This window comes from Mesorhizobium subarcticum (assembly GCF_055456085.1).
Genome location: NZ_CM144237.1, coordinates 4,309,974 through 4,335,626 on the forward strand (window position 1 = coordinate 4,309,974; position 25,653 = coordinate 4,335,626).

At 59.0% G+C, this 25,653-nt stretch carries 28 protein-coding genes and 2 pseudogenes; 17 read left to right on the plus strand and 13 right to left on the minus strand.

What is annotated here, in order from left to right:
* Window positions 1-159: 159 nt before the first annotated feature.
* The 4 genes from ACZYHG_RS21000 to ACZYHG_RS21015 all read left to right on the plus strand — a co-directional run bounded on the left by ACZYHG_RS21000 (window position 160) and on the right by ACZYHG_RS21015 (window position 3,164).
* Window positions 160-459, plus strand: a complete 300-nt coding sequence (locus ACZYHG_RS21000; protein ID WP_464610200.1) for a hypothetical protein — start codon at window positions 160-162, stop codon at window positions 457-459.
* 272 nt (window positions 460-731) lie between these two features.
* Window positions 732-1,004 (plus strand): helix-turn-helix domain-containing protein, encoded by a 273-nt coding sequence (locus tag ACZYHG_RS21005; RefSeq protein WP_464614752.1) that lies wholly within the window; start codon window positions 732-734, stop codon window positions 1,002-1,004.
* An 83-nt stretch (window positions 1,005-1,087) separates the two neighbouring features.
* Window positions 1,088-2,797, plus strand: coding sequence for a SulP family inorganic anion transporter (locus ACZYHG_RS21010; protein ID WP_464614753.1), 1,710 nt, complete (start codon window positions 1,088-1,090; stop codon window positions 2,795-2,797).
* 133 nt (window positions 2,798-2,930) lie between these two features.
* On the plus strand, window positions 2,931-3,164 hold the full coding sequence (locus ACZYHG_RS21015) for a hypothetical protein (protein ID WP_464614864.1): 234 nt from the start codon (window positions 2,931-2,933) through the stop codon (window positions 3,162-3,164).
* Here ACZYHG_RS21015 and ACZYHG_RS21020 read toward each other — a convergent pair.
* Both ACZYHG_RS21020 and ACZYHG_RS21025 read right to left on the minus strand, forming a co-directional pair.
* Window positions 3,135-3,248: pseudogene (locus ACZYHG_RS21020) on the minus strand (IS481 family transposase); the annotation flags it as partial. The gene ACZYHG_RS21015 and the pseudogene ACZYHG_RS21020 overlap by 30 nt on opposite strands.
* An 80-nt stretch (window positions 3,249-3,328) precedes the next feature.
* Window positions 3,329-3,643 (minus strand): helix-turn-helix domain-containing protein, encoded by a 315-nt coding sequence (locus ACZYHG_RS21025; RefSeq protein ID WP_027061187.1) that lies wholly within the window; start codon window positions 3,641-3,643, stop codon window positions 3,329-3,331.
* Window positions 3,644-4,037: 394 nt separating this feature from the next.
* On the opposite strand from ACZYHG_RS21025, the pseudogene ACZYHG_RS21030 reads away from it, so the two are divergent.
* Window positions 4,038-4,609, plus strand: a pseudogene (locus ACZYHG_RS21030) (beta-ketoacyl-[acyl-carrier-protein] synthase family protein); the annotation flags it as partial.
* 51 nt (window positions 4,610-4,660) lie between these two features.
* Here the strand turns inward: ACZYHG_RS21030 and radC are convergent.
* Window positions 4,661-5,422: a RadC family protein gene (radC, locus tag ACZYHG_RS21035; RefSeq protein WP_464610201.1), complete on the minus strand. Its 762-nt coding sequence runs from the start codon at window positions 5,420-5,422 to the stop codon at window positions 4,661-4,663.
* Window positions 5,423-5,478: 56 nt separating this feature from the next.
* Window positions 5,479-6,306, minus strand: coding sequence for a type I methionyl aminopeptidase (gene map / locus ACZYHG_RS21040; RefSeq protein ID WP_464610202.1), 828 nt, complete (start codon window positions 6,304-6,306; stop codon window positions 5,479-5,481).
* A 39-nt stretch (window positions 6,307-6,345) separates the two neighbouring features.
* On the opposite strand from map, the gene ACZYHG_RS21045 reads away from it, so the two are divergent.
* The 10 genes from ACZYHG_RS21045 to ACZYHG_RS21090 all read left to right on the plus strand — a co-directional run bounded on the left by ACZYHG_RS21045 (window position 6,346) and on the right by ACZYHG_RS21090 (window position 13,879).
* Complete coding sequence (locus ACZYHG_RS21045) at window positions 6,346-6,546, plus strand: hypothetical protein (RefSeq protein ID WP_464610203.1); 201 nt, start codon at window positions 6,346-6,348, stop codon at window positions 6,544-6,546.
* Window positions 6,539-6,916: a hypothetical protein gene (locus tag ACZYHG_RS21050; protein WP_464610204.1), complete on the plus strand. Its 378-nt coding sequence runs from the start codon at window positions 6,539-6,541 to the stop codon at window positions 6,914-6,916. Before ACZYHG_RS21045 ends, ACZYHG_RS21050 begins: the two co-directional genes overlap by 8 nt.
* 110 nt (window positions 6,917-7,026) lie before the next feature.
* Window positions 7,027-7,266 carry a hypothetical protein gene (locus ACZYHG_RS21055; protein WP_464610205.1) on the plus strand — a complete coding sequence of 80 codons (240 nt, stop codon included), beginning with the start codon at window positions 7,027-7,029 and terminating at the stop codon, window positions 7,264-7,266.
* Window positions 7,267-7,445: 179 nt separating this feature from the next.
* Entirely contained in the window at window positions 7,446-7,742 is a 297-nt protein-coding gene (locus ACZYHG_RS21060; RefSeq protein WP_464610206.1) for a DUF982 domain-containing protein, read from the plus strand.
* A 72-nt stretch (window positions 7,743-7,814) separates the two neighbouring features.
* A complete protein-coding gene (locus ACZYHG_RS21065; protein ID WP_464610207.1) occupies window positions 7,815-8,213 on the plus strand; it encodes a DUF6074 family protein in 399 nt (132 codons plus the stop codon).
* Window positions 8,214-8,500: 287 nt separating this feature from the next.
* Window positions 8,501-8,794 (plus strand): hypothetical protein, encoded by a 294-nt coding sequence (locus tag ACZYHG_RS21070; RefSeq protein ID WP_464610208.1) that lies wholly within the window; start codon window positions 8,501-8,503, stop codon window positions 8,792-8,794.
* Window positions 8,795-10,012: 1,218 nt separating this feature from the next.
* Entirely contained in the window at window positions 10,013-11,344 is a 1,332-nt protein-coding gene (locus ACZYHG_RS21075) for a tyrosine-type recombinase/integrase (protein ID WP_464610209.1), read from the plus strand.
* 94 nt (window positions 11,345-11,438) lie between these two features.
* Window positions 11,439-11,636, plus strand: coding sequence for a hypothetical protein (locus ACZYHG_RS21080; RefSeq protein ID WP_464610210.1), 198 nt, complete (start codon window positions 11,439-11,441; stop codon window positions 11,634-11,636).
* 60 nt (window positions 11,637-11,696) lie between these two features.
* Window positions 11,697-12,500, plus strand: a complete 804-nt coding sequence (locus tag ACZYHG_RS21085; RefSeq protein ID WP_464610211.1) for a hypothetical protein — start codon at window positions 11,697-11,699, stop codon at window positions 12,498-12,500.
* Window positions 12,500-13,879 carry a virulence-associated E family protein gene (locus ACZYHG_RS21090; protein WP_464610212.1) on the plus strand — a complete coding sequence of 460 codons (1,380 nt, stop codon included), beginning with the start codon at window positions 12,500-12,502 and terminating at the stop codon, window positions 13,877-13,879. Before ACZYHG_RS21085 ends, ACZYHG_RS21090 begins: the two co-directional genes overlap by 1 nt.
* 809 nt (window positions 13,880-14,688) lie before the next feature.
* Here the strand turns inward: ACZYHG_RS21090 and ACZYHG_RS21095 are convergent.
* The 4 genes from ACZYHG_RS21095 to ACZYHG_RS21110 all read right to left on the minus strand — a co-directional run bounded on the left by ACZYHG_RS21095 (window position 14,689) and on the right by ACZYHG_RS21110 (window position 17,322).
* Window positions 14,689-15,183 (minus strand): DUF302 domain-containing protein, encoded by a 495-nt coding sequence (locus ACZYHG_RS21095; protein WP_464610213.1) that lies wholly within the window; start codon window positions 15,181-15,183, stop codon window positions 14,689-14,691.
* Window positions 15,184-15,218: 35 nt separating this feature from the next.
* Window positions 15,219-16,079 (minus strand): alpha/beta fold hydrolase, encoded by an 861-nt coding sequence (locus ACZYHG_RS21100; RefSeq protein WP_464610214.1) that lies wholly within the window; start codon window positions 16,077-16,079, stop codon window positions 15,219-15,221.
* Window positions 16,080-16,223: 144 nt separating this feature from the next.
* Window positions 16,224-16,994 carry an alpha/beta hydrolase gene (locus ACZYHG_RS21105; protein WP_464610215.1) on the minus strand — a complete coding sequence of 257 codons (771 nt, stop codon included), beginning with the start codon at window positions 16,992-16,994 and terminating at the stop codon, window positions 16,224-16,226.
* Window positions 16,995-17,151: 157 nt separating this feature from the next.
* Window positions 17,152-17,322, minus strand: coding sequence for a hypothetical protein (locus tag ACZYHG_RS21110; protein WP_464614865.1), 171 nt, complete (start codon window positions 17,320-17,322; stop codon window positions 17,152-17,154).
* Between ACZYHG_RS21110 and ACZYHG_RS21115 the strand changes: the two genes are divergently transcribed.
* Window positions 17,251-18,165 (plus strand): cupin domain-containing protein, encoded by a 915-nt coding sequence (locus ACZYHG_RS21115; RefSeq protein ID WP_464614754.1) that lies wholly within the window; start codon window positions 17,251-17,253, stop codon window positions 18,163-18,165. The genes ACZYHG_RS21110 and ACZYHG_RS21115 overlap by 72 nt on opposite strands.
* Window positions 18,166-18,522: 357 nt before the next feature.
* Here the strand turns inward: ACZYHG_RS21115 and ACZYHG_RS21120 are convergent, their stop codons facing one another.
* From ACZYHG_RS21120 to ACZYHG_RS21130, 3 genes are all read right to left on the minus strand, one after another.
* Complete coding sequence (locus ACZYHG_RS21120; RefSeq protein ID WP_464614755.1) at window positions 18,523-19,776, minus strand: GGDEF domain-containing protein; 1,254 nt, start codon at window positions 19,774-19,776, stop codon at window positions 18,523-18,525.
* Window positions 19,777-19,999: 223 nt separating this feature from the next.
* Complete coding sequence (locus tag ACZYHG_RS21125; protein ID WP_464610216.1) at window positions 20,000-21,637, minus strand: putative bifunctional diguanylate cyclase/phosphodiesterase; 1,638 nt, start codon at window positions 21,635-21,637, stop codon at window positions 20,000-20,002.
* A 52-nt stretch (window positions 21,638-21,689) separates the two neighbouring features.
* Window positions 21,690-22,100, minus strand: coding sequence for an MCP four helix bundle domain-containing protein (locus ACZYHG_RS21130; RefSeq protein ID WP_464610217.1), 411 nt, complete (start codon window positions 22,098-22,100; stop codon window positions 21,690-21,692).
* Between the two features lie 1,090 nt (window positions 22,101-23,190).
* Between ACZYHG_RS21130 and ACZYHG_RS21135 the strand changes: the two genes are divergently transcribed.
* The gene (locus tag ACZYHG_RS21135; RefSeq protein WP_464610218.1) at window positions 23,191-23,712 is read left to right on the plus strand and encodes a hypothetical protein; all 522 of its coding nucleotides are present in this window, start codon (window positions 23,191-23,193) and stop codon (window positions 23,710-23,712) included.
* Between the two features lie 484 nt (window positions 23,713-24,196).
* Here the strand turns inward: ACZYHG_RS21135 and ACZYHG_RS21140 are convergent, their stop codons facing one another.
* Both ACZYHG_RS21140 and ACZYHG_RS21145 read right to left on the minus strand, forming a co-directional pair.
* Window positions 24,197-24,556, minus strand: coding sequence for a tautomerase family protein (locus tag ACZYHG_RS21140; protein WP_464610219.1), 360 nt, complete (start codon window positions 24,554-24,556; stop codon window positions 24,197-24,199).
* Between the two features lie 179 nt (window positions 24,557-24,735).
* Window positions 24,736-25,536, minus strand: coding sequence for an acetoacetate decarboxylase family protein (locus tag ACZYHG_RS21145; RefSeq protein WP_464610220.1), 801 nt, complete (start codon window positions 25,534-25,536; stop codon window positions 24,736-24,738).
* Between the last annotated feature and the right edge of the window lie 117 nt (window positions 25,537-25,653).

The following is a 25,653-nucleotide window of genomic DNA, read 5'->3' on the forward strand; positions in this document are numbered from 1 at the left end:
GCAAATAAGCTGAGGCAGCGGAAACCCGGCACCTCCATGAGCGATTGCCCGGCGCGCATGTTACCCACGCGCCGGAAACCGTCGGTGTGTCAACCGAACGATCCTTGGGCCGCCGGGCGCGGTGACGAAAGCGAGGGTTGCTTTCCGGAGTGCTGTGCCATGAAACTGCCCGCCAATCTGGTCCGCCTGAAGCAGTTTCAGGTCAGCCAGAGCGGGCGGCGGCAGCTGCAACTCGATGCCATGATCGCGGATCTGGGGCGCGTCGCCAGAGAGATCGAAATTCAGATCAGAGCTGCGGAAGCCAAGGCCGGCATCACGGATAGTACTCATTTCGCTTATCCCACGTTTGCAAGGGCCGCGCGCTTGCGGCATGACAACGTAACGACATCTTTCAACGATCTGACGCGACAGAGACCGACGCCGAACTGTTCCTTGCCGAGGCCGAGGCTGGCCTGTTGATGGCGCAGGCGCTTGAAGCGCGCGGTGGAGTCAGATCCGAGATGGCCTCGCGCCATCGAAGCTCCGTCATCTCCTAAGTTCCGGGCGACGAATGCAATGCAGGCGAGCGTGACCTGCCGAGGTGTGGGTCACCCTCGCACGCGCAAGCCGCCTGATTTCCCCATAGATCACTCGCTACATGCAATTTATCGTGTTTTACATATCTTGACTGCTGGTTTAAACATCATTATACAATTTTCAGATGGCTCAATTGCATGTTGGAAGGGGATGGCGTGATCACTTCTGCTCAAATGCGGGCCGCCCGGGCACTGCTTGCCATCGACCAGATCAAACTGGCCGAGTTGTCGGGCGTGTCGATCGCTACCATCCAGCGGATGGAAGCGAGCGACGGCAACGTGCGCGGGGTGGTTGATTCTTTGACCAAGGTCGTCCACGCGCTCAACAGCGTGGGGGTGGATTTCATCAACGATCTCGAACGCAGTGACCGGGGAGGGCGTGGCGTCCGGCTGCGTCACACCGACACGCTTCTTGGTAAGGCACATTGAACAACCGTCACCGCGACGGTGACCGCCGACCCTCCCGCCGACGATCCCGCCGCCTTCAACTCAGGAAGGCTCATGCTTTGGATATGGCCCCACCAGTCTCGCGTCCGTCCCAGCCGACGTTCGTCGAGCTTTTCACTCCGAAAATCATCACTGTCCTGCGCGAGGGGTATGGCGTCGCCAGCCTCCGCGCGGATCTTCTGGCCGGACTGACCGTCGCCATTGTCGCCCTGCCGCTATCGATGGCGATTGCCATAGCCTCCGGCACGACGCCGGAGCGCGGTTTGTTTACTGCGGTGGTGGGCGGATGCCTGATCTCACTTTTTGGCGGGAGCCGGTTCCAGATCGGCGGCCCGGCGGCCGCGTTCACCGTGATCGTCGCCACCACGGTCGCCAACCATGGTTTCGACGGGCTGCTGCTGGCCACCATCATGGCGGGCATCTTCCTGATGTTGTTGGGGTTCCTGCGCCTCGGCAGCTACATCAAATTCATTCCTTTCCCGGTTACCGTAGGCTTTATTTCCGGTATTGCTGTGATCCTCTTTGCCGGCCAGGTGCACGACCTTCTGGGCCTGACACTAACCGTCAAGGAGCCGGCGGACTTTGTCTCCAAGCTTCAGGTGCTTGCCGCAGCCATTTCGACTATCAACCCTGCGGCTGTCGCTGTAGCGCTGATCACCATCGGCCTCATTGTCGGTGTCAGGCGTGTGAGGCCCAGCTGGCCTGCGATCCTGATCGCGGTTGTCGTTGGCTCCGTCCTGGTTGTCGTGCTTAAGCTCCCTGTCGAAACCATCGGCACGCGCTTTGGAGGCATACCCAGCTCCCTGCCTCGGCCTTCCCTGCCACCTCTTTCGCTCGACAAGGCATTGGCAGTATTACCCGACGCCCTTTCGTTCGCTCTCCTTGGCGCTATTGAATCGCTGCTGTCGGCCATCGTGGCAGACGGCATGACAGGGCGTCGCCACCGGTCCAACATGGAACTTGTCGCCCAAGGCATGGCCAACATCGCGTCTGCGATATTTGGGGGCATCTGTGCCACTGGCACGGTCGCCCGCACCGCCACCAATGTGCGGGCCGGGGCTCGGAGCCCCTTGGCGGGCGTATTCCACGCAGGCTTCATCCTCCTGTTCATGTTGGTGGCAGCCCCGCTCGCGAGCTTCATTCCCTTAGCCGGCCTTGCAGGGGTGCTCGCCGTAGTGTCATGGGGCATGGCGGAAAAGCAAGAGTTCGCAACGCTCGTGCGGACCTCGTGGGGCGATGCCGTGGTCCTGCTAACAACGTTCGGCCTCACCGTGTTCCGGAGCCTTTCGGAAGCGATTGTGGTAGGCTTCGCCCTCGGTGCGCTGCTGTTCATCCATCGGATGTCGCAAGCGACTGGCATCGAGCAGCACGCCCCCCTCGTGCCTGAGGACATGGCCGATGACGTCGATGACCGTCCGCCTTACGACGTTGCCACAGCTACGGATCCGGACACGGTCGTGTACCGGATTACCGGGGCTTTCTTTTTCGGTGCGGCCTCGGCCGTAGGCACCGTACTTGACCGCATTTCAAGTGAACGGAAGAATCTCATCCTTGATTTTTCAGCGGTGCCGTTTCTGGATTCGACAGCCGCCAACATCATCGAAAGTGCCGTTCATAAGGCACATAAGGCCGGTCTACGGTTTTTCATTGCAGGCGCGTCGCCCGGCGTCATCCAGGCCTTGAATCTTCGCGGCGTGGCTTCACCGCAGGTTGACTTCACCAACACCCTCGACGAGGCGCAACAGCAACTGCGGAAGTTGCATCTACCAGCTTAGGACTCGCAATGCGCTTGGGGTATGCCCTTCTGAATGTAACTGACGAGGACGGGGCTATACCTCACGCTTACTGAAAGCAGGATGCGATCGGGTTTATGTCGAACGGTCCAAACACCAACCTCGCCTGACGTAATTGCTTGGCGCGATCAACTCGGGCGACGTCATAGTGGTGGATGATCTTTCCAGGCTCGCCGAAACGCCCGGCAAACTAAACATGGTCCTGGGCTCTCTGCCCATCCTTGATGCCGGCCTGGTCTCACTTGGCGACGAGATTGACACGGGGGAATACCTGCCGGAACACGTCGCCAGGATATTTGCGGCATTTGACCGCCTGGTTGTAGAGCCTCAACAGGTTGTCCCCGGTTAGGGCGAGGCGACTGATAGATGGTTTGGACTTTAAGCTGCTGTGCGGGGGATGCCAATTGTATCTGTGCAGCCAGACAGGCGATGGCGCTTTCCTTTTTCGTCGGGCAGGACCTGCGAAAAGGCGATGCGGGACGCGTAGTTGATGCAGACATGCGACAGCGCGGATCACGTGACCGTCGCCAGACCGGCGTTGGCTCTGCCAGTAGCGTCGCCGGAGAGCTTCGCCGGATCGAAGTCGGCCTTTAGCCTGACACCGCGACCTCCAACCTGACTCGGTATGCCATCGCCGATCAATTCGACGCCGGCCAGCTCCAGGGCGCCGATCAGCTTCATCAGCGAGTCGACATTGCCCCTTATCATGGACTCGCTTGCCTCCATGCGTTGGATCGTTGGCACGGAAAGTCCGGACAGGTCCGCGAGCTTGCGCTGGTCGATACCGAGAAGCGCTCTGGCGGCGCGTAGCTGGGGAGCCGTGATCACGTGGCGGGTCCTCTTGATGTGAGATGTTGGATATCATGCGTGCAAGTTGCAACATATATTAAAGGGTTCTATCGTCAATAACTGATGCATAAAACATTGATTTTGATGTAAGTACCGCTTGGTGATTTGGCCCTGTCGGCAAAATCGGGCCGGCAGGCTGATTGCCTGCAATGGCAAACGTGCGAGACCCTGAGCCCAGCTGCAATGGCATGATCCGGATAGCGAAATACCACTCCGATTTTGGCAATATCGAGGTCCTGCAAGCCAAGGATACCGGTTCGTTCATTTACCGCCAAGGTGGATGTTTCCAGAGCGAGTGTGACAGGGACGGCGTTAGCGTGGTTCCGTATGTGCACGCGATCTTCGGCCTGCTGATCCAAAACAGGTTCGTGAAGTGCTGATGATCGGCGGCGGCGAAGCCCTGATCCGCTTTTCCCTGCTCTCGGCACCAACCGGCAACAACGATCCCCACAAGGCCGCCAAGCCGTTTTCACTGGACCGTGCCGGCTTTGTCACGGCGGAAGGCGCGGGGGCGATGGTCTTGGAGCCACTGGCCGCAGCGGTGGGGCAAGGGGCCGGGGTTCTCGCCATCATGCAAGGTTGCGGGGAAAAGGCAGATGATCGCACCCGATCAAAACCGGATACGTCGCCTGCCATCGGTGCTATGCGTGCGGCCCTAACTGACGCGAGGATCGCGGCAGCGGCCAGAGACTACGTCAACGCCCACGGCACGTCGGCTCCTGAGAATGACAAGATGGAGTATCTGGCCATGCCGACGGTTTTCGGGGATCGCATGCCGTCGCTTCCGGTATCCTCCAACAAGTCGATGATCGGGCACACGAAGCGGTGTTCTCGGTACTCACCCTCCGCAATTGTACGATCCCCCCAACCATCAACTACGACAACCCCGACCCTGCGATCGTGCTCGACGTGGTGCCTTGGCGTGACCGGCGTTCCCGAGCCGCGGTTTAGCGGGTAATCCGATGTGCCACTGGGCGGCGCCGACACCCGTGCCGATCAGATCAGCAACAGCCCCTTCATGCTGGCATATCCCTTGCGCCCGATGATGATGTGGTCGTGCACGCCGATGCCCAGCCGCTTGCCCGCGTCGATGATTTCCTTCGTCATCTCGATGTCGGCGCGCGACGGCGTCGGGTCGCCTGATGGATGGTTGTGGACCAGGATGATCGCGGTCGCCGACAGTTCGAGCGCGCGCTTGACCACTTCCCTGGGATAGACGGGCGTGTGGTCGACGGTGCCGGTCTGCTGCACTTCGTCGGCGATCAGCGCATTCTTCTTGTCGAGGAACAGGATGCGGAACTGCTCGCGCGCCTCGAAGGCCATGGCCGAGCGGCAATAGGCGAGAAGCTGCGTCCAGGACGACAGGACCTCGCGGCCATGCACCTCGCCGTGCGCCATGCGCTGCGCGGTCGCCGCGACGATTTTCAGGTCGAGCGCCACCGTCGGGCCGATGCCCTTGACCTCCTGCAGCAGACCGATGGGGGCGCCAAGCACTTCGGCGAACGTGCCGAAGCGTGCCAGCAGCGCCTTGGCGGCTGGCTTGGTGTCGGCGCGCGGGATCAGCCGGAAGAGCAAGAGCTCCAGAAGTTCATAATCGGGCAGGGCGTCCGGGCCGGCTGCGGCAAAGCGTTCACGCAAGCGGTCGCGATGGCCGAGATAGTGCGGTTTTTCGGCTGGTGCCGGCTTGGCCTTCGCCGCTGGTCGGACCGGCACCTCGGAGAAGAAACTCCGCTCGTCTTCGTCGCTGGCTTTCCCCATCTGCCCCCGCATCCGGCCAATCAGTCGGGCAAAGCGGTCGCCCAACGCATGAAGTATTAGGTTGGCAGGCCTGGCCGGTCGAGCTTTTTGGGCGACAGCGTGAAAATCTCGCAGCCGGTGTCGGTCACGCCGATCGTGTGCTCGTACTGGGCAGACAGCGAGCGATCGCGCGTCACTGCCGTCCAACCATCCGACAGGACTTTCACATGCGGCCGGCCGAGGTTGATCATCGGCTCGATGGTGAAGATCATGCCGGGCCGCATCTCGACGCCCTCATTGGCGCTGCCATAGTGCAGGATGTTGGGGGCGTCGTGGAACAATTGGCCGACGCCGTGGCCGCAGAAGTCGCGCACCACCGAGCAGCGCTCCGCTTCGGCAAAGGTCTGGATGGCGGCGCCGATGGCGCCGGTGCGCGCACCCGGCCTGACCGCGGCGATGCCGCGCATCAGGCATTCATGGGTGACCTCGAGCAGGCGTTCGGCGGCGCGCTTGATCGTGCCGACCGGATACATGCGCGAGGAATCGCCATGCCAGCCGTCAAGGATGTAGGTCACGTCGATGTTGACGATGTCGCCATCCTTCAGCGGCTTGTTGTCGGGAATGCCGTGACAGACGACGTGGTTGATCGAGGTGCAGGACGATTTCGTGTAGCCGCGATAGTTGAGCGTTGCCGGCAGCGCGCCGTGGTCCATGCCGAACTCGAAGACGAAACGGTCGATTGTGTCGGTGGTGACGCCGGGCTCGACCATCGGCACCAGCTCGTCCAGGCAACGCGCGGTGAGATCGCATGCCTTGCGCATGCCAGCAAAGCCGTCCTCGCCATAGAGGCGGATCTGGCCGGTGTTTCGGAGTGGTGCCGTGGCGGCGTCGAGATAGGTGACCATTTTGTCCGTATAGAAGGGTGGCGCTGCGGGAGTGCGGGCGTGAATATCCCATCAGATTTGGCACTTGGGAGCAAAAGGTTCAAGGAAGAACTGCCTGATGCGGCCCGAGCCGCCGGGATATTCGTCTCGCCAGGGCGATCTTTTGCCGGTTTTGCATGGCTTGCTTTCCTTTCCGGCCATCGTGCGCTAGGGCGGGTGTATGTTTTGGAGATCGCCTACCAAGCGGGCCAGATTGTTTGAAGCGCCGCTGACGGCAGCCTGCTCATGCCTGATGGGCCTGGTGCTGCTGGCTATGCTGTGCCTCGGCCGGCCTGATGTGCCCGCGTTTGCCGATCCCGCACAGGGCGGCGCCAGCATCGGCCTGGAACGGTCGGGCGAGGTCGCGGCGCTGCTGCGCGTCACCAACAAGGCACAGGCGCTGGAGGTTCGCGCCGCCCGCCCAGTGCTGGCCAAGTTCGCCTGCGGCCATCCGGCCTTGCTGGCTCCGCAAGCTGTTTTCCTTCGGCTCGACCTGACTTCGCCGGCAGTGTCTGTTGCCTGCTATGGGGCGGTCTCCGCTCCCAGCGCAAGCAGCAACCAGCCGCGTGCACCCCCTTCCACGCAGGCCTGAGCGGTCCAGAACCGCACGTTCACCTCCTTCAAGTCATTCGCGTCGCGATCCGTGCGGCGGCCGAGAGCCGCGCATTGGTGGCGCGGCGTGTCATTTCCCGGATCATTGCAATGCAGCAACGTATCAAGACATTCAAAAGCCTGTCGCGTGCGGCCTCAGCCGCTTCGTTTCTCTCTGTTCAGGCCGTCATCTGTATCGGAACCATCTACTGGGCGATCGCCGAGACGCTCTATCTGTCGGGAGCCGGAGCGCTCGTCCTTGGCGTCATCTTCGCCTTGCCGTCAGCCTATGTTCTGCTGGCCGCGGTGCGCATGGCCTTCGACGCGGAGACCGACCCAGCCAACCAGTAATCGCGCTGCCAACTCGGAAAGTTCTGCCAGACTAACTCGTATCCGGCAGGCTTTCCTCAACCATTTGCTGCAAAAATCACCGCTTCCGCAGTGACGACACATTTTCGTGGCACAAACCGGTCAGGCAACTTTTGACGACGAACGGCGTTACTTGGCGACGCCAGTTCGGGAGATATAGGATGGACAGATTGCAATTCGAGGTGCCGGTGCGCATTGCACAAGCCCCCGGCCTGCCAGTCGAGGAGATTTACGGCGTCGAGCAGGCGCTCGATTTTCTCCAGGACTGGCCGGTGCGTCGGCAAGGGCCGGTCTATCAGAAAGCCTTCAACGCCTGTTTCGGCGCCACTGTGGACGTGGTCAAGACCGAGGATGCGTGCCGGGCTTTCATGGCGTTTTGCCGTGTCACCGGGCTGATGGCCAGTGACATGATGGTGCCGGGCAAACGTGGCGTCGAGGCGAAGGCGCTACAGGCCTGAGGGCCGTTTGCCCCTCCCGATCAACCACCCGGCTTTTGAACCAAATTGGCTTGAACGCACTGACCATCTCGTGTGCGGATCGTCGCCTCCATCTTCTCCCACGACGACGCATCGACGGCGGCGTTAAGCTTCCGTTTCCATATCAGAGGCTACGCCATTGCTTGTTCAGCAATGGTTGATTCGTTGCGTCAGTTCATGGTTGCGAAGATGTCCCCAGAAAAAGTCCGTGCATTCCCGATCGATCGTCAGCTATTCCTAGTCAGAGAAGTTGCCGCCAAGCTCGACAATTTGCATGGCGAGACCGCAGCCTCGTTCTGGAGGTCCAAAGCAGCGGAACTGCTTGAGCTCGTTGTCGGGTCGGGCAGGGACAGAGCGACAGCCAGTGATGAAGTACGAAGGTTTTTCCTGGCCGTACAGAGAGAGCTGTTGGCTGGAATGGCCGCCGAGACGGCACCAATTCTTTCCGCTTGAAGCAAAGATCAGTCTATCGTATCGAGCTGTTTACGCGAATAGAACGTAAACTCTGGCGTTGTGCGGATTTCTGTCCAGCTGATCTGATCATGTCTGTTGTCGGGAGCGCTCGCTGCTGCTGCAGTGTGCTTGGTTGCAGGACGCCGATTTGCGGGAACGGGGGTAGTTGCAGCCGCAGACGCGCTCCACGCACTGTCTCCGCACTCCCTGCATTGTGACAGCACGACAGTTGCGGATCTGAGTCACAACTGCGAATTTGATGACATGATTTTTTCGAGGACGCCAGCATGCCTAAAGGCAAGATTGTGCTTTGCGCCGCAGTAATCGGCATTGCCGGCATAAGCTTCGCCAACGCTCGGCCCGAGACGCGCAAGATGACGTGTGCACAGACTCAGGCCCTCATTCAGAGCCAACATGCCGCGGTGTTGAGCACCGGACCGAAGACCTATGATCGCTATGTCCGCCAGTTCGGCAGTGAGTGCGATGCCCCTTACGTGCCGATGGTTGACTATGTCCCGGCCAGTGATGGTCAATGCATGGTCTATCGCTGCGAAGAGCCCTCGCCAATGGTTCCGAATTGATCGGAGGCCAGTGCCGCTTTCCTGACCCTCACAGATACTCAAAAACTGGCTGATGCCATTACTTGACCTCCTGGATCTCCGGAGCCGGCGTCTGATCGGTCGCTGGAGCCGGTGTGCAATCCTGGCCTTTGCAGTCGAGGACGGGGTCTTTGGCGTGTGACAGGCAATTTTGCCCCTCGCAATGAACTGGCGGCGACTGCTTCGTCGCTGGCTGGGCATTCGGCTGGGCAGGCTGGTCTTCAGCGCGAACGGCAGGAACGCCTGCCATGCAGGTCATGGTCGCGCACAAGAGCGCTATGCGAAGCAAGTTCATTCCCGCCTCCACTGTGACGATACGCCGGCTCATTCCGGACATCTGGAGAATACTCGCACGGCAGAATCCGTAATAGCTGTTCGCTTGCAGGAGGTTGTCACCTATTCGGAGCCGCGTATGTCCAACGGTGACGCTTGAGCTTGGAACAGGTCGAAGGGGTGACTAGACGATGCCCAGACGCATGTCCCGTACGCCGCCACGAAAGAGATCAACAGGGCGGTCACGACGGATAAACGGTGCATGGCTGGGCTGGTCCTCTTTGTTGCAGACCCGTCTACAACCCCCTGCAACCTGATCGGTTCGTCATAAAATGTTTACCGCGTCTGCATGGTTTACGAATGGTTTAGAGACTTCGACAAGCCGGCTATCGCGAGATTGCGTACGGTCGGACGACTGGTCGCCCCGATCAGTTTCGGCAAGGTCGAGAAGGTCGCCGACGGCGTTCTCATCGGTATGACCCGCGCCGGGCGCCTTACTTAAAGATGAAGTACAACGGGACGAGAATCGCGAATGCCGCGACGGCAGTGAGAAACAGGTCTGTGGTCATGAGCCCCCGCTCGGAATTCCATGACCGTTCTCACATTCAAGTTAGCTAAAATGCAAGTGGTTCCTCGCGCGGCCTTGCCTGCGAGGCTTTCTCATCTGCATCGGATTAGAAGCAACGAAGCCACCGCCGTCATCGCTGGTCAAAACATATGGATGTTTTCAGCGGGTTACTGGTACGCCCAAGGGGAATCGAACCCCTGTTACCGCCGTGAAAGTGCTGCATTTGTGCCGCTTCACGCATTGCGTATTTCCACACCTTTCCATATAATTCAATAAGTTAGCGCGTCTCTCTCCATTGACCTCCAGAGGTCTACACGGGCTGATATTAGACGGATATTAGACGAGTTAGCGGGGAAGCGATGCCGAGAACACTGGAAGAGTCGCAGGTTACGACTAAGGCCGCGCGTGCGAAATTGGCGTCCGGAACTCATTGGCGATCAATCGACCCGACCGTGCACCTAGGCTATCGAGTGGCGCCGCGAGGCGGGCGTTGGGTGGTTCGCTGGTATGTTGACGGCAAGTACCGGCAAGACACCGTTGCCACTGCTGACGATGCGATGGAAGCGGACGGGGTGACGTGCCTTTCTTTCCAGCAGGCAGTCGGCGCGGCGCGCAGGCTGGTCGAGGCAAAGCGTGTTGAGGCCGTCTCAAAGGCCGCCGGGGAGCCTGTGACGGTCCGCACCGTCACTGAGGCCTACATATTGGAACGCGAGAAGGTTGAGCGCGCTCGCGGCGCTCGCCTTGATGCTGGCAACCGAATGCGAAAGCATATTCTGTCGGACGCCGCTATTGCGGACCTAGAATTGCATCATTTGACGGAGGCGGACTTGCAGGATTGGCGCGGCCGTCTACCCGTCGATTTCGCCCGAGCAACCGTGCTCCGCGTCAACAACGATTTCAAAGCGGCGCTGAATGCGGGCGTTAGCAAGCACGCACGGCGGCTTCAGGCCTTGAACGCCTCTCACATCGGCGTGGTCGTCAAGAACGGCCTGGCGGCAATGGATGCGGTTTCCCCCGTTGCCCGAGATAAAATCATCCTGCCCGACGCAGATATTCGCCGACTGGTTGAGGCGGCGGACAACTTCGACCGCGACGACGGTTGGGGCGGCGATTTCACACGGCTGATCTTAGTCTTGGCCGCAACCGGCGCCCGCTTTTCTCAAGTGATACGCATGACGGTGGCTGATGTGCAGTCCGCGCAATCTCGCTTGATGATTCCGGTTTCGTTCAAGGGCAGGGGAACTAAGAACGCCTCTTTGGTCGCAATGCCGGTTGGCGAGGAAGTCTTTGAAGTGTTGCGGCCGGCGATAGCTGGACGGCGAGGAAGAGAAACGCTCTTTTTGCGGCCACGGTGGAAACAGCTTACCCCTACCAAATGGACGATGATCGGCCGTGTCGCTTGGAAAACACCAAGCGAGCTTGCCCGTCCATGGAAAGACGTGACCGAACGGGCAGGGCTTAGCGTGGACGTTCCACCTTATGCCCTTCGACATTCGAGCATTGTTCGGGGATTGCGTGCTGGATTGCCGGTGCGTTTGGTGGCGGCGCTGCACGACACCAGCACGGCCATGATTGAAAAACACTATTCTGCTTTCATCGTGAGCGCTCTGGACGAACTAGCGGCTCGCGCCATTATCCCACTTAGATCCGCCAATGTGGCGCACCTCAAGCTGGCGGCGGTGGCGTCCTGAATTTTGTCGGCGGGTTTGCGGTATGTTGCGGCAACAAATCGTAGCGACACCGCTACAACGGTCTCCATCGACATCGATATGGAGACTAGCAAAAATGCACACGCAGGCCCAGAAGCCCTTCTATACTATCAGCGATTTGATCGGCTACGGCTTTTCGAACGGCCACATCTACAATGAGATCAAGAGCGGCCGGCTTGTGGTCCGCAAATCGGGGAGGCGGTCAATTATCAGTCATGATGAATTGATGGCCTATATCAACTCTCTTCCGCAGTCTGGCGCCGCAGCCGCCTGAACGCAAAAACCCGCCTAGCAGGGCGGGCTTGCATTCACATCAGATTCAGGCAGGCAGCAGATGACACATACCCAAATTACGCGCGCCGAGCAAGGCGCTGGCGTCCCGAGTGTTTGCAAAACGCAAACGCCCAACATCGAACCCCATGGTGGACTGCGTCGGCTCGCCGCGTCCGGCGTGAATCTATCCGAAGAACAAGTTAAAGCGATTCGGTGCTCTCAGTCCGCCGACATTGATCCGAACATCCCGATCACCTATGCCTGGCCCACGGCCGTCGAGATCCTCCGTGGGGGCGCCCTGCATATCACCGGGATCACGAAATGCAGTCTCTGCACGCGACTGCACTTTACCGGGCTCAACGCAGATCCGTTGCGAGTACCGGAATGTAGCTATGGTTTCCCACCGTTCCACGGCGGTCGCGAGAAACCTCCTTTAGTTCGAGTTGTGCCCATCCTCGACGTTCTGCCGGACGAAATCGTTTTTGAAATGAAGGCCCCAACTGCCGACCTGGCGACTTACTGCAAACTTGCGCTCGAAATACGGGAGCCTGTACCAGTCCGCTACGCCGCCTTGGCGCGCGATGTTTCCGATCTGCGCAGCTTGGCGACCTATCAACGAACCACTCGCTGGCAGCGCCATCACACCCAAATAGCTTTCGAGGCAATCATAAGGTCGAAGGTGCTGGAAGAGCGCATTTGCATTATCGCGGAAAGCTCAGCCCTCCCGGAGCCCCACCGGACGTATAGCGCGCGGCGACAGGCGCTCGCACAGTTCGTTCACAGGTACGGGCCAGGAAAGATGCGCCTCCGCTTCGGGCGTGCGCTGTATGCCGCCCTTAAGGCGGCAGGACGGGGTGAGCTTTGATGATGGGGCCAGCAAAAGGCGACTCTTCGTTCCCGAAGCCAAATCGGCCCGGGCAGTCGGTCGTGGTCAGGCGTGTCAACGGCGTCCTGTCCGAACACGAACCAAGCCACCAAGTCACGCGGTTGCCTGTCAAAGGCAATAGCCCTCCGCCAGACGGCCCAGACCCAAAATGGAAGTCACGGCTTGTCGTCAACGACAAAGGCAAGGTCTTACCGGGAATCATCAATGTGGCATTTGCTTTCCGCAGGGCGCCCGAACTCCACGGAGCAATCGCACTTGACCAAATGAGCGGCAACATCGTGGTGCGAAAGCCGTTGCCGGCTGTAGGCCCACCAAGGTCTTCCGACCGGGCCATAGACGATGCCGACGTGATCAGCTTGACCGAATGGCTTCAGGGGAAGGACCTTCCCGGCGCCCAGATAAAGACTGTTCAGGAAGCGATAACTTTGGTCTCGCGCGAGAACGGGTATCATCCGGTGCGCGCCTATTTTGATAGCTTGAAGTGGGATGGCATCCCCCGCGTCGATGGTTGGCTCGGCACATATCTAGGCGCTACAAATCCTGAATATGCCGGGGGTGTTGGGCGGCTCTGGCTGATCTCCGGCGTAGCTCGAATAGAGAGGCCGGGTTGTCAAGCAGACCACATGCTTGTTTTGGAAGGTCCGCAAGGCGCGAGGAAGTCTACCGTCTGTAAGATCTTGGGAGGAGAATGGTTTACCGATCACCTTCCGGATGATTTACGTGGGAAGGACTCTTCCATTGCGATGAAGGGAAGTTGGATCATCGAGATCGCGGAGATGCATTCGATGAACAAGGGCGAAGCAGGGGCTCTGAAGGCATTTATTACGCGCACGACGGAACGCTATAGACCGCCATACGGTCGTTTCGTCGTGGAGGAGCCGCGCCAGTCGATCATGATTGGTACAATTAATCCTACTTCCGGCGGCTATCTTCGCGATGCGACCGGTGCCCGGCGGTTTTGGCCGGTGAACGTAAACAATATTCGCATTGATGATCTGCGACGCGACCGCGATCAGATCTGGGCGGAAGCAGTACACCTTTATCGCAGCGGCAACGCAAAATGGTGGCCGGACGACGAATTTGAACGCAAGTACATTCTTCCCGTCCAGTCCGAACGGTATGCCTTTGATGCGTGGGAGGATAAGGCTGTCGGCTTTCTGGACACCAGATCCTCCACTACGATCCTGGATTTTGCTCGAGATGTTCTGGAGATGGATGCCTCAAAGATAGGCCGGATCGAACAAAACCGGATCGTCAATATCCTCACCAACTACGGATGGGTGCAGGGCTCGAAAGACCCAAAGACACGTCGGCGACTGTTCATAAACCCAAATGTCGCGAAGGCACGCGAAGGGTAGGGGCACAACCCTTCGGACCTAAGTGGTTGAAATCAAGCAGCTTCGAAGGGATCGAGGTGTCAAGCATAAGTTGCGGGGTCAACGGATTGGATCGTTAGATCCATTCAGGACAAAAACTCGGATGAGTAATATTTAAATCTACCTTCGTGCCTTCGAAACGTAGTGAAATCAATTATTTAGCTGTGCCCGCGCCGCCGTCTACCCTTCGCTATGCCTTCGAGGTGGGTCATCCTAAATTCACGGGTCCTTCCGGCCGGGTGGCATGGTGAGGGGAGCGCTGCATCGCACGTTCGCGCTAGCGTCAGAAAGTCGGAAAAGCATACCGTCACTACGCGCCACGAATACGCACCGCTACATAACGCATTGATGTTCTTGTGAGGACAGCGCGTTTCATATGATGGCGGTCGGTCGCTTGAGTGGCATTTTGAGCGGATGGTGACACTGAAAACTTGTATCGAAGTAACGACAGCTTTGCGCCCCATGCCGGCCGTTCGAAGTGGTTGTCGCCGCACCCAAAAGCAGCCGTTCGTTAATGCGCCGCGGGTGAGTTTGACGAACTCGCTAGGGGAATCGCAGGGTGCGTCATGACGCAAGTGGTGCCGCCGCGACTGAACGCGCTTGGTCGCGGGGCTGTCACCGGCTCGCTAAGCATATCGTACCGAGCCGCTCCGCACCGACCCGCTAGCATGCCGAGCCCACAATTGCTTCGGCGACCGCTCTCCTCAAAGCCGTCGCTACCATGGTTTCTTTGCCCCGCATCATGCGTTTTCGGTGCTCACTCCATCCGTCTGAAGCGTCATCAAAAGAGTTTAGCTCGTGCATTCGAGTAACAAGGTTGTGATTTTCGCATCAAGATCGCGGGCGACAGCAAGAGCCTCCAAACTGCAATAAGGGAGCAGATAGCTCTCCATTTTGTCGTAGGAGACATGGACCCCATCGGGACGTTGATCAACGAGGATTGTGACTGGGGCGTAAGATCCAGCATCGGGAACGTGCTTGACCATTTCTTTCATAATGAGGGGATTGCCTACCAAAAGCCGCATGCTCTTGGGAGTCTCGGCTCCAGTTTCGCGGCGCAGAATGGCGCCCAATTCGAATTCCGCGAAGAGCATGAGACCTGTGCGGCCGAGGCCGCTGTGCACGACGCGCTCCAATTCTGGAAAGGAACTCGCGGCGCTCGTGGCCTTGAAAAACTCTATCATGTCAGGTTGGCCAACCGCTGACTTGAGCGAGACCACAACGGCGTCGAATGGTTTGGAACACGTCAGGCTGAAACGCTCAACCTCGACCTTTGCGATTGTCATTTCTTTCTCCGCAACAGCTATCATGAACACGCCGGTTAAGCTTCCAGGAAGGTACGGACGTGGCTGACGAACAATTCGTGGTACTGAAACAGGGCGCCGTGGCCGGAATCGGGAAAGAGCACCAGCTGGGCGTTGCTTAAAGCTTTGAAGATTGCGTAGGCGTTGTCCGCCGGCAGCATGGTGTCGTGGCTGCCGCTGACCACAAGGGCGGGTTGGCGGATGGCACGCAGAATGGCGTGCTCGGGATCAGGTGTGGCGCACCAGGTAATCAGCGCCTTGGCCTGCGGATCCGTCACCGCGCCGCCGTTGTCGGTGTCCCGATCGTTCTTACGCACTTTCGCCCGCTTCAGGAACGCCAGGCCGGCGGACTGGCTGGCGGACGACTTCGTGAAGAACAGCGGCAGGCGGGGGTCCGGCGCCCCGGTTTGGGAAAACGCGTCCTGCAGAACCGCCAACAGGTGTTCCTCTCCACCCTTCGGAGCGGTGCCGACGAGGATGAGCTTGCGAACCAGCGTTGCGTGTTCGGCGGCGATCTGCTGCGCGATGAAGCCGCCGAGGGAAAAGCCCAGCAGGTCGACTTGGGAGAGGCCGAGTAGGTTGATAAAGACGACCGCGTCGCGGGCCATCGCCGCGATGTTGTCGGGCGTTTGGCCTGTCGAGCGGCCGACCCCGGCGTTGTCGAAAACGATCACCGGTCGATCGGCGGCCAGGACATTGACGACGGCGGGGTCCCACGCGTCGATATTGCCTGAGAAATGCTGCAGGAGAACCAGCGCCGTTCCGGTCGATGGGCCGAGGCGGCGATAGGCGAAGCGGATTCCGCCGCCTTCGATGTAACGGGTGGGCGCCGTTTCCAGTGTGGCGGCGTCCTGGTTCGCGGTGTCGAGCTCAGTCATGTCATCCTCCGGATGCTTGGCATAAAATAATCGAATAGCTGGTGCGGTTTTGGCCAGGTTTGAGCCGCTCGCGGTCCAAGGCATTCCGTGGTCCGTCGAGCACGGTAGGTGCTCCCGGCACGAAAGTGGCCGGGAGCGGTATCGTCACTTCACGAGTGCGGCCTTTTCTATCACCGTGGCGACTTCCTTAGCGTGGACGACCAGCGAGGCATGGCTGCCGGCGACTTCCGTCGTCTGCGCCTTCATCCTGGTCGCGAAGATCTTCTGGACCTCGGGTGCTATGACCTTGTCCTTCGCGCTGATCACGTAGAATGTCGGCTTGTCGTGCCAGGCTGCCGTATCGACCGGGGCTTCGAATGCAGTGTGGTTCAACGGCAGCTGATGATTTGCCAGGGATTCGGCGATCTCAGGAGGAAGGTCGGCGGCGACTGCCGAAGGAAACACTTTGGGATCGATGTAGAGGTTGCCCTTTTCGTCGGGATGAATCGCCGCCCCGCCTTCGGTTGCCGGACCGCTCTTTGCCAGAGTGGCTAGAGATTCTCCCACTTCGGGCGCGAATGCCGAGACATAGACGAGCGCCGAGACCTTCGGGTCGTTACCTGCCTGCGTGATGACAACGCCGCCCCAGGAGTGGCCAACGAGGACCGTCTTGCCGTTCTGTTTCGCGAGCGCCTGTTTGGTGGCATCGACGTCCGCTTCGAGGGAGGTGAGCGGGTTTTCGACGAGCGTTACGTTGTAGCCCTTCTTCGTGAGGATATCGGCAACCGGCTTCCAGCTCGTCTCGTCGACGAAAGCGCCATGAACGAGCACGATATTGTGAGCCGCCCCCTTGGGCAGCTGAGCTGATTGGGCGGGGGCGGCAATTGCTGCTCCGGCCATGAGGATGGTGGCGACGGAAAGTAGAAGATTTCGCATTGATTGCTCCTGTTGTGATGACGGACGACGCGGGTCCGGGGAAGGGCAGGCGTGTCGGCAACAGTCGCGCCCATCTGCCGTTTGGGTGATGGTTGCCGCGCGACCTGTTGGCTCGACTTGCGATCAACTAGTACGGGGAGCATTTGGACGTTAGGCCTCAATCGTCCGAATATTGTGTCTGACCGTCCGTCGTATTAACATCGCGACGATGGACATCCTCGCTGAAGTGCTCGATCGCGTTCGCCTTGGCGGAACCTTGCTGTTCCATTTCGAGCTCGGCCATCCCTGGAATGTCGCGTTGCCAAAGCGCCCCTACGCCCTGTTCCACTATCTCAGCCGTGGCTCGGCTACCCTCGCGCTCGAAGAGGGACGAGAACTCCACATGAGCGAGGGCGACTTTGTCGTCGTCACGCGTGGCGAGCCCCATGTGATCTACTCGGATAGCCGGACGGAGCCGTTACCGATTGTCGACATCGATCGACTGGCAGGGCGTCTTGGCCTCATTCGTCACGGAGGCGGCGAACAGCCTGTCGCGACGATGATCTGTGGTAACTTCACTGTGGCACGGCCCTCGCGCGGCAGCGTTTTGGAATTGCTTCCGCCCCTGCTTCTCCTGAAGCCAGCGGAAGACGGAGGATGGCTCGAGGCGATTTTGCAACGCATGGTGAGCGAGGCGGCGTTCGAGCGTCCCGGACAAGGCGTCGCGCTCTCACGTCTGACTGAAGTGCTCTTCGTCGAGGTGTTGCGGAGCTGGATCAAGTCGCTCGGCCCCGGAGAAGGCGGCTGGCTGGGGGCGATGGCGGACCCGCACATAGGACCGGCACTTCAGTTGATCCACGAACGACCGGATCGGCCCTGGACGCTTGGCGACCTCGGGCAAAGCGTGGGACTTGGTCGGTCGACGTTTTCGGCCCGCTTCACCAAGCTCGTTGGCGAGTCCATGTACCGATATCTGATCTCACGGCGGATGTCGGAGGCCGCATTTCTGCTCGAAACAAGCGACGAAGCGATTGCACGGATTGCGACCCGTGTCGGCTACGAGACCGCGGCCGCGTTTTCGAAACTGTTCCTTCGACATCATGGCCTGTCGCCTGGCCGCTATCGAGCCGTTCGCCGGTCTGACGGTGGCCTAAGGCAAGGGGGCATTCTGGAAGCAGAAGTCGCCGATTGACCTCGATCAAGCTGGCATCTGGAAGGTCTGGCAACTGGCGGCGGGCGGCTCCGACAGGAGTGCTCAGTCTCACAAATGGCGCACTGGGAGAGACTTGAATTTTCCTCAAGTTTTGGCTTGATCACAGGCGCGAAGACTGCTTGGCGAGGCTACCATATAGTAGTGGACAGTCCGCTTGCGGCCCCACTGCGGTCATCTGCTCATGGCGCAAGCAGATCCTTGCCAGAGGTGACCGACGGCGTGTTTGAAACCTTGCCGGGAAGGCAAGCCTACGTTGTCAGCAACCTTTGTGTCGCGGACCCACGTAACTTACCCGCTTTGAGCCCCATGCGGGCGGTACCCTTCATAAACATCGCCTCATAAAGCTCGTAGACTTGGTCCACGAGCGCGCCCGGATGACTTCGGCCTGTCGAGCAGAACTCGGTTGCGGCCGTTTTGCTTGGCAAGATAGAGTGCCGCATCCGCCTGACGCTGTAACTGCTCCGGTGAGATGGCCTCCTCAGCTGTCTGGACTGCAACCCCAATGCTGAGGGTGACACGGCGCGACACCCGGGATGTAGGGTTGGGAAAAGCGGCGGCCTCAACGGACTTGCGAATTCGCTCAGCCACAGAGACGGCCTCTTCCTCGTCCACACCGGGCAGGAGTACGAGGAATTCCTCCCCGCCGTATCGGGCCACGAGATCGCGTTCGCGCCTCACGTTTTCCTGGATAATACTGGCGACCTCGACCAGACAGCGATCGCCCTCGGCATGGCCGAGATGATCGTTCAACTTCTTGAAGTCGTCAATGTCGCACATCAGCATGGCGGCACCGCCAGGGCATTTTCTGTCACCGCCCCATAGGTGGTGGAGCGTTTCCGTCATCCAACGCCGGTTGGCGATGCCGGTGAGCGGATCGGTTCTGGCGAGGACCTCCAACCGATCGTTCGCTTCCGCCAGTTCGGCGACCCTGCGCCGGTCGCGAAGCTCAAACAGGAAAGTCTTCTGAGCGAGAATTGTCATGATGCGCCGCGCGGCGACCGTCGCGAAGATACCGCTAGCGAAAAAAAGCGTTGCAGCCAAGGCGCTCCCAAATTCAATGCTCGGGTTCTGCAGCTGAAAAAGGAGATATAGACCAAGCGCTTGAGCTGCGATCGTCCCCGTCCAAGCCAGTGGGACGCCAAAGATGATGATGGCTGTTATAGCCACGAACAGCATGATGTTTAAGTGCCGTTCGTAAAACTCGCCACCGGCGCTTACACCAACCAATGCGATCGACAACAGGATGAGAAACATGCCTGCGATCAGCGACACCCCTTGGAGCCAGGGCACCTCCGGTCTTCGCCAGACAAAGACAATGGCCATAACGACTGGCGGAATGATGGCGCCAGGCAGGAGCATGGAAAGCGCGATCGCCCTTGGAAGCATTATCATGTTGAGCGCCAGGGTCAGTACATCCAAAAATGCCACCCAGATCATCCAGGCGCGGATGATCTTCGCCGTTTGCGACCAGACACGCGCCCGAAAGAGGCGTTTGATCTCGCCCTTGAGGCGGATATCGCGCGTGCGGCGCGCCAGAAGTCGGTCAACTTCTGCAGCTATGGCAGGGTCATCCTGCACGTCGAGGTGCATCGCATCTGACACAATCGATGGGCCCTTCACTGCCTTCTTGACCTTCCATCCGAGCCATCCGGTCGAAGGCAATGAAGAAGCATGCCAAACTATCCTGAACATTTGATTTCTATTAACGGCTGGTCTGCGTATTCGTGGAAACCACTACGGCAACCCCACGTAGGGATTGTTAATGCCAAAGAGCAGACCTTAGAATTCGGAGGCTACTACGCCGCAAACCCACTCACGCTACGGCAGACACGAACGTATCGAGGTTTAGTAACTTCGGGATGTCGGCAGCCGGGACGGCTTTGCCGAATAGATAACCCTGCCCCTGGTTGCACCCCTTGGCTTTCAGATACGCCAGCTGCGCTTTGTTTTCGACACCCTCCGCAGTGGTCGTCAAACCAAATCCCTTTGCGATGCCGAGAACCGCGTTAGCGATCACCTGGCCATCTTTGCCTGTGCCGATCCGCGACACGAAGCTCCGGTCAATCTTGATCTTGTCGAGGTTGAAGGAAAATAACTGGCTGAGCGTGGCATAGCCTGTTCCGAAATCATCGAGCGCGATGCGGACCCCAGCCTGACGTAGCTCGTCAACCACGGCCTGCGCGACTCCGGTACTTTCGATAAGCGCGCTTTCGGTAATTTCTATCTCCAGACGCCGTGGACTGAATCCGGTTTCCAACAGGGTAGATAGAATTCGCAGTCCGAGCGTGGGGTCATGCAACTGGACCGGCGAGACGTTGAAAGCAAGCGTCAGCGTTTCGGGCCAGGCTTTGGCATCCAAGCATGCGCGGCGAAAAAGCTGATTTCCAAGTGCTACGATGAGCCCGGTATCCTCCGCTATCGGAATAAACTCGGCAGGCTGAACGTGCCCCAACGGCCCGCTTTCCCAACGCGCCAGAGCCTCGAATCCAACAATGCGATCATCAGCGAGCGAGACTAACGGCTGGTAGTATGGCCTAAGGGCGTCGGCTGCGATTGCGGCCTTGAGTTCTCGCTCAAGCAAGATACGACGCTCGAAGTGCACGTCCATCTCGGGCTCAAAAAACTTAACACTCGATCTGCCAGCGGCCTTCGCGCGATGAAGGGCACGATTGGCGTGCCGCAACAATTCGTCGGAACTGACGCCGTCCACTGGCGCGATAGCAATACCAATTCCAACGCTTATTTCGATGCTTGCATTGTCAATTGAAAAGGGTTCGACGATTGCTGCTCCAATACGACGCGCCAGATTGGCGGCGTCTTCGATGGATGCGATTTTTGGCTTGATGATTGCGAATTTGTCCCCGCCAATCCGGGCGAAGTGGGAATCTGCACGCAGAACCTTCGAGACCCGGCGGGAAAATTCGCCGAGCGCCTTGTCTCCCGTGCTGTGGCCGTATGTATCGTTGACGGTTTGAAGGCCATCAAGGTCAAGGAGGAGCACCGACACTCGATGAGCGGCGCTAGCGGGAAGCAGACATTCATCGAGCCTTTCTTCGAAGTTACGGCGGTTCAGCAAACCGGTCAGCGGATCGTGCCGTGCGAGCTTGCGCGCCTCCTGCTCGGCGAGATCCAGGGCGACGGCGTTTTGTCGGAATACCTCGAAGGCCGCTGCCATGCTGCCAATCTCGTCCCGCCGGTCGACTTGTGGAATGACGATATCGCGATTTCCGGCGGCGAGTTCGGAAAGGGCCTTTGTGATGGAGGCGAGAGGCCGGGATATTCCGGCGTGGATAACCCAGGTCACCCAGCTCGCCAGGAGAAGGGCGCAGGCGACGACGATCGCGAAGTACACGGTTGAGGTATTGACAATGTTTTCGGCGCGCGTTCCGGCGGCGTCCGCTCCCGCCGAGTTGACGGCACTGAGCGCGTCGACGGCGTTGTCAGCGATCATATAGTAAGCATGCGCACGAAGCTGAAAGGCCGGCGAGGCGGCGAGGCGTCGGTCATGACTGAGCGCTATCCATGCGCGATGTTCGGCCGCCCAGGTGCCCCATTCCTGATCGAAGGTTTTCAGGAGGCTCGAACTCCTCTTCGGTTTTGTCCAACAAGCCATACGCACCTCTCTGGTAGCCCATCGATAGCATGTACCCGTCAGCCGCGGCCAATGCCCGGTCGGTCTGCTCCTGATCCGTGGCGAGCGCCAGGCGCGTTTCAGCCAGTCGGGTCTCGGAGAGGAGATCCGCCATCACTCCAAGGACCCGGGTGCCCACCACCCACTTGCGATCAAGCGATTCCGTCAGTCGATCGAGCGCCGCCATCTGAATAAGTGCATACACACTGACGCTAATCAGCAGCGCAACCGAAAGCAAATAATACGAAATCAAACGAGTGCGAACGGATGATGATTTGAACATAGTGAGCCCCGTTTTTATTATTCTGGAGCTGCCGCATTTGTAAACGGTCGAAAACATGGATGGTTGTAAGCAATCGGCTCTAATGGTTACGCAGATGTTACTGACCTACCAAAATCGCGCGCAAGTGCATGGCCGTCGGCTCGCGATGCCGGCGGCATGTGGCAGGCAGTCCAGCCTATTTGGTCAGTCTCAGGTGGCGATTCCCTTGAACTGGCAATGTCCGCGGTTGCCCGGGGCGGAAGACGTAGACCGCCGATGGGTCCGGCCGATGCGCAGGGTGGCCGTAACCGTACGTCGGGTGATCTTCTGATCTGACATCGCCCCTCCAATCCGGGTCGAAGACAGGGATCAGGCCGACCAGCATGGCCGCCTCTGATATAAGCTTTGCCATCTGCATATCTTCTAACTGGCACTCTGGATGCGCGGATCTGATCTCTGCGACAATCGCATCAGTCGACACCACCGCTCCTCGCGGCCGGCGTGCGAGGCTGCCTAGGATGTAAGATTGAAGGGTCGAGTCTATCGCCGCTGAAGGGTCACCAAACGTGCCCATGAGCCCATTACTCCTTGCCAAGCGCGTTGCAATCCAATCCAGAATGTCGGCGTCGATTTCGTCCCGTTCGGTACGTTCGGCCTCCGGACGTCTGGCGTATTGGCGGCTGCTTCGTTCGAAGATGTGTTTTTCCGGATGCGTTGCGCACAACCTCGCAAACGAAGGCCGTCATTCTGTTTTCCGATTGGTCTGCTGCCATTTCGGCCTCCGCGTCGTGGCGGGAGCACCTGAGTTGGCTTCCAAGCACCCGTATGCCTAGGAAGGCGGGCGACACACGAAGTGTACGCTTTCGTACAGTCGAATGCGAGTCGTTTGTGTGTATATTGCTGAGAATTGCCCCCAATCGGGCCTAACATCTTGATCCTGCGCAGAAACATTTTCATCCATATCGCTAGTCCAGTCCTGAATAAAACAATCTTTTATAGTTAATGGACGCGGAGTTGTTTATATGCTTAAACAAATGCGTCACCAGCAATTGCAAGGGCGCCGGTGCTTGAGAGCGCGTAACATTCTCCCGCCCGCGGCAGGAGCTATGCGGTGACAAACATCCCGACTACATCTTTCGACAACCCGATCGAGAGACGTGATGGCACTCTCCGGACGACGCTCTGCGAAACCAGAGATGCGCTGCACGGGCTCCGGAAGTCTCTTTTTCTTCGTGGACACATCGAAGCAATGGGAGAAATCAATTCCCTGATTGGCGTTGCAGAAGATAGGGCAGTCCACGCGATCGGATGCATGGACCGGGTAGGGCTTCGAACACCCATCCCTGTCGTGGCGATAAAACCTGCCATGCCCGAGTATGAAATTGCAGCTCCAAAGGCGGTGCCACCAAGGCTTGGAGAGCTTCGCGAACAGGGCATGGGCCTCAGCATGTACTGCAGCAATGCCCGCTGCGGTCACTTGCGCTCGCTCGACCTGGATGACTTGATTGAGGTTTACGGCACTCACTACGATTTCACCAGCAAGACGCGGCTAGCATCGAAGCTCGTGTGCAAACGATGCAAGACCGTTGGAGGGAGGTTGATCGTAGTGGCTGACAGAAGGCCACGGTATTGAATACTCCAGCCCAATCCCGCGAGCGCCTTCTATGAGTTAGGTGAAGCCGTTGAGGGCCGGCTTGCCGAAGTGTCCACAACTTGGACGGGATATGAGTACTTTGCCAAAATCGTTGCGGCTCGACCTCTATCCAACGCACGTTTTTGGCGCAGCGGACTTGCGCAGACGGGCCAAACGCGGACTTCCACGCGACCCCCAGCTGCGATGGTCGTTCCGTGGTAGGGCAGCATCGGATCATTACCAATTTGTGCGAGCGCGAACGAACTTCCGCTCAGGGCCATCCAAGACCGTTGCCCTCTCGGTTTGAAGTCCGCTATTCGCTTCGCGGACGCCATAAGCTGCCAGTCCGCCTCCGGCCCAAAACATGACATGGCTGCTATGCGCGCCCAATGGCCGGCTCGGAAAAGATGCCGAGGCCAACTCCTCCGTGCGCAATTAGGACGTTTTTTGGGAGTGCCTTTACGGTCGGGCGAGGGAGACTGGGCTAAGCGCCAGAGACGTCTGGCATGACCTTGCCCATTTCCATCGCCTGGCTCGGCGGCACTTCCTGAATACCGATGACGATCTCGGCGTCGGGCGCACCCGTCGATGTCTGGAGCAATTCCCAAAGGCGTTCCAGCAGGCTTCGTTTGTAGTCTTCGGATCTACCGGTTCGAATGAGGAGCGTCAGCGCTGCAGTTGCCGACGGATTGCCGGCCGTGAATCCACTCCCCTGCGCATAGTCATGAAAGACGACATGCACCCAGTTTTTCGGAACACAGGCGAATTGCGAATGCAGGTCGGTCAGCCTGCTCGCGAGATTGGCCTTTGCGCCAGCTTGGGTGGTCACAGTGTAGAGCGGCATGGAAATCTACCCATGTGTTGTTGCTCGCGAAGCGCTTGACACCGTGCTGGAGACCAATTCTTCCGATCGCCATCCGCGGCCTTGGATCGAAGAATTGTCCCACTGTACGCGGCGCCGGTCGCTAGCGCGGCAGATCCAGCTTGCCGGAACGGTCCAACAGTCTGCCCTCAAGGACGTCCCTAGGCGAGATAGTTCTTGATTATGGAAAGATCCGTGACCGAATAGGCCATGCTGACCCGATAGCCGCGTCCGACGCGCAACGGCGCAATCATATGCATGTCCTCGCCACGTACTTCGGGAATTGCCAGTTCGGCCGAACCGGCCCAGACCTCTGCAAAGGTGAGATTGTCCGTCAGGGACAGCGTCAGTTCATCGACCGCCGGCTTGTCTTGACGGCCGGCCGTCAGCTGAGGAAAGTACCGGCGCATCGTCGTCGGACGGTTGAAGACAGTAGTGGGGTCGGCGACCTTTTCTTCTAACTGGATGCGGGCGGTCGCCATCCGCTCGCCATGCGCGGTTACGCTGGCGCCGAAGCGGCTTCCGCTGACAAGCGGCGATGCCGCAGGGTTGGACGCAGCGAAGCTGCGCGTCTGGAAGATGCTGCCCAACTTCTTCGGATAGCCCTGTGTCCAGCCTCGGGCCATGGCTGCCTCGTTGTCCACGAATATGTACGGACAGTAGGTGACCGGCTTGCCGTCGAGGAGTGCCTCGACCAGCGCGAAGGCCTCCCTGTATTGATAGCGCGCAGGATCCGTGATCTCGTCATTGGAAGCCGTGAACTGCCAGTCGAGGAACCAGAAGAAGGCGCGTCCGTTAGCATTGCGATCCGGCGTCATTCCAGACGGTAGGAGTGCGGCGACAGCGGCCGGATCCGCCCAGTATTCGACAGTCAGACAATCGCTGGCATAATGCCAAGGCGGGGGCGGTGTCGCAGCGGATTTTCCCTGCGGCGTGAGTGGAACCATGTATCCCTTGAGCATTGTTGTGCATCCTCGGAGGTGGCGACAAACCCTAGTTGAAAGGAGCCTAAGGCAATCGCGGCTTGCGGTTCTTTACGGTTCTACGCGTGGTTTGTAGATACCTGCGCTGATCGCCAT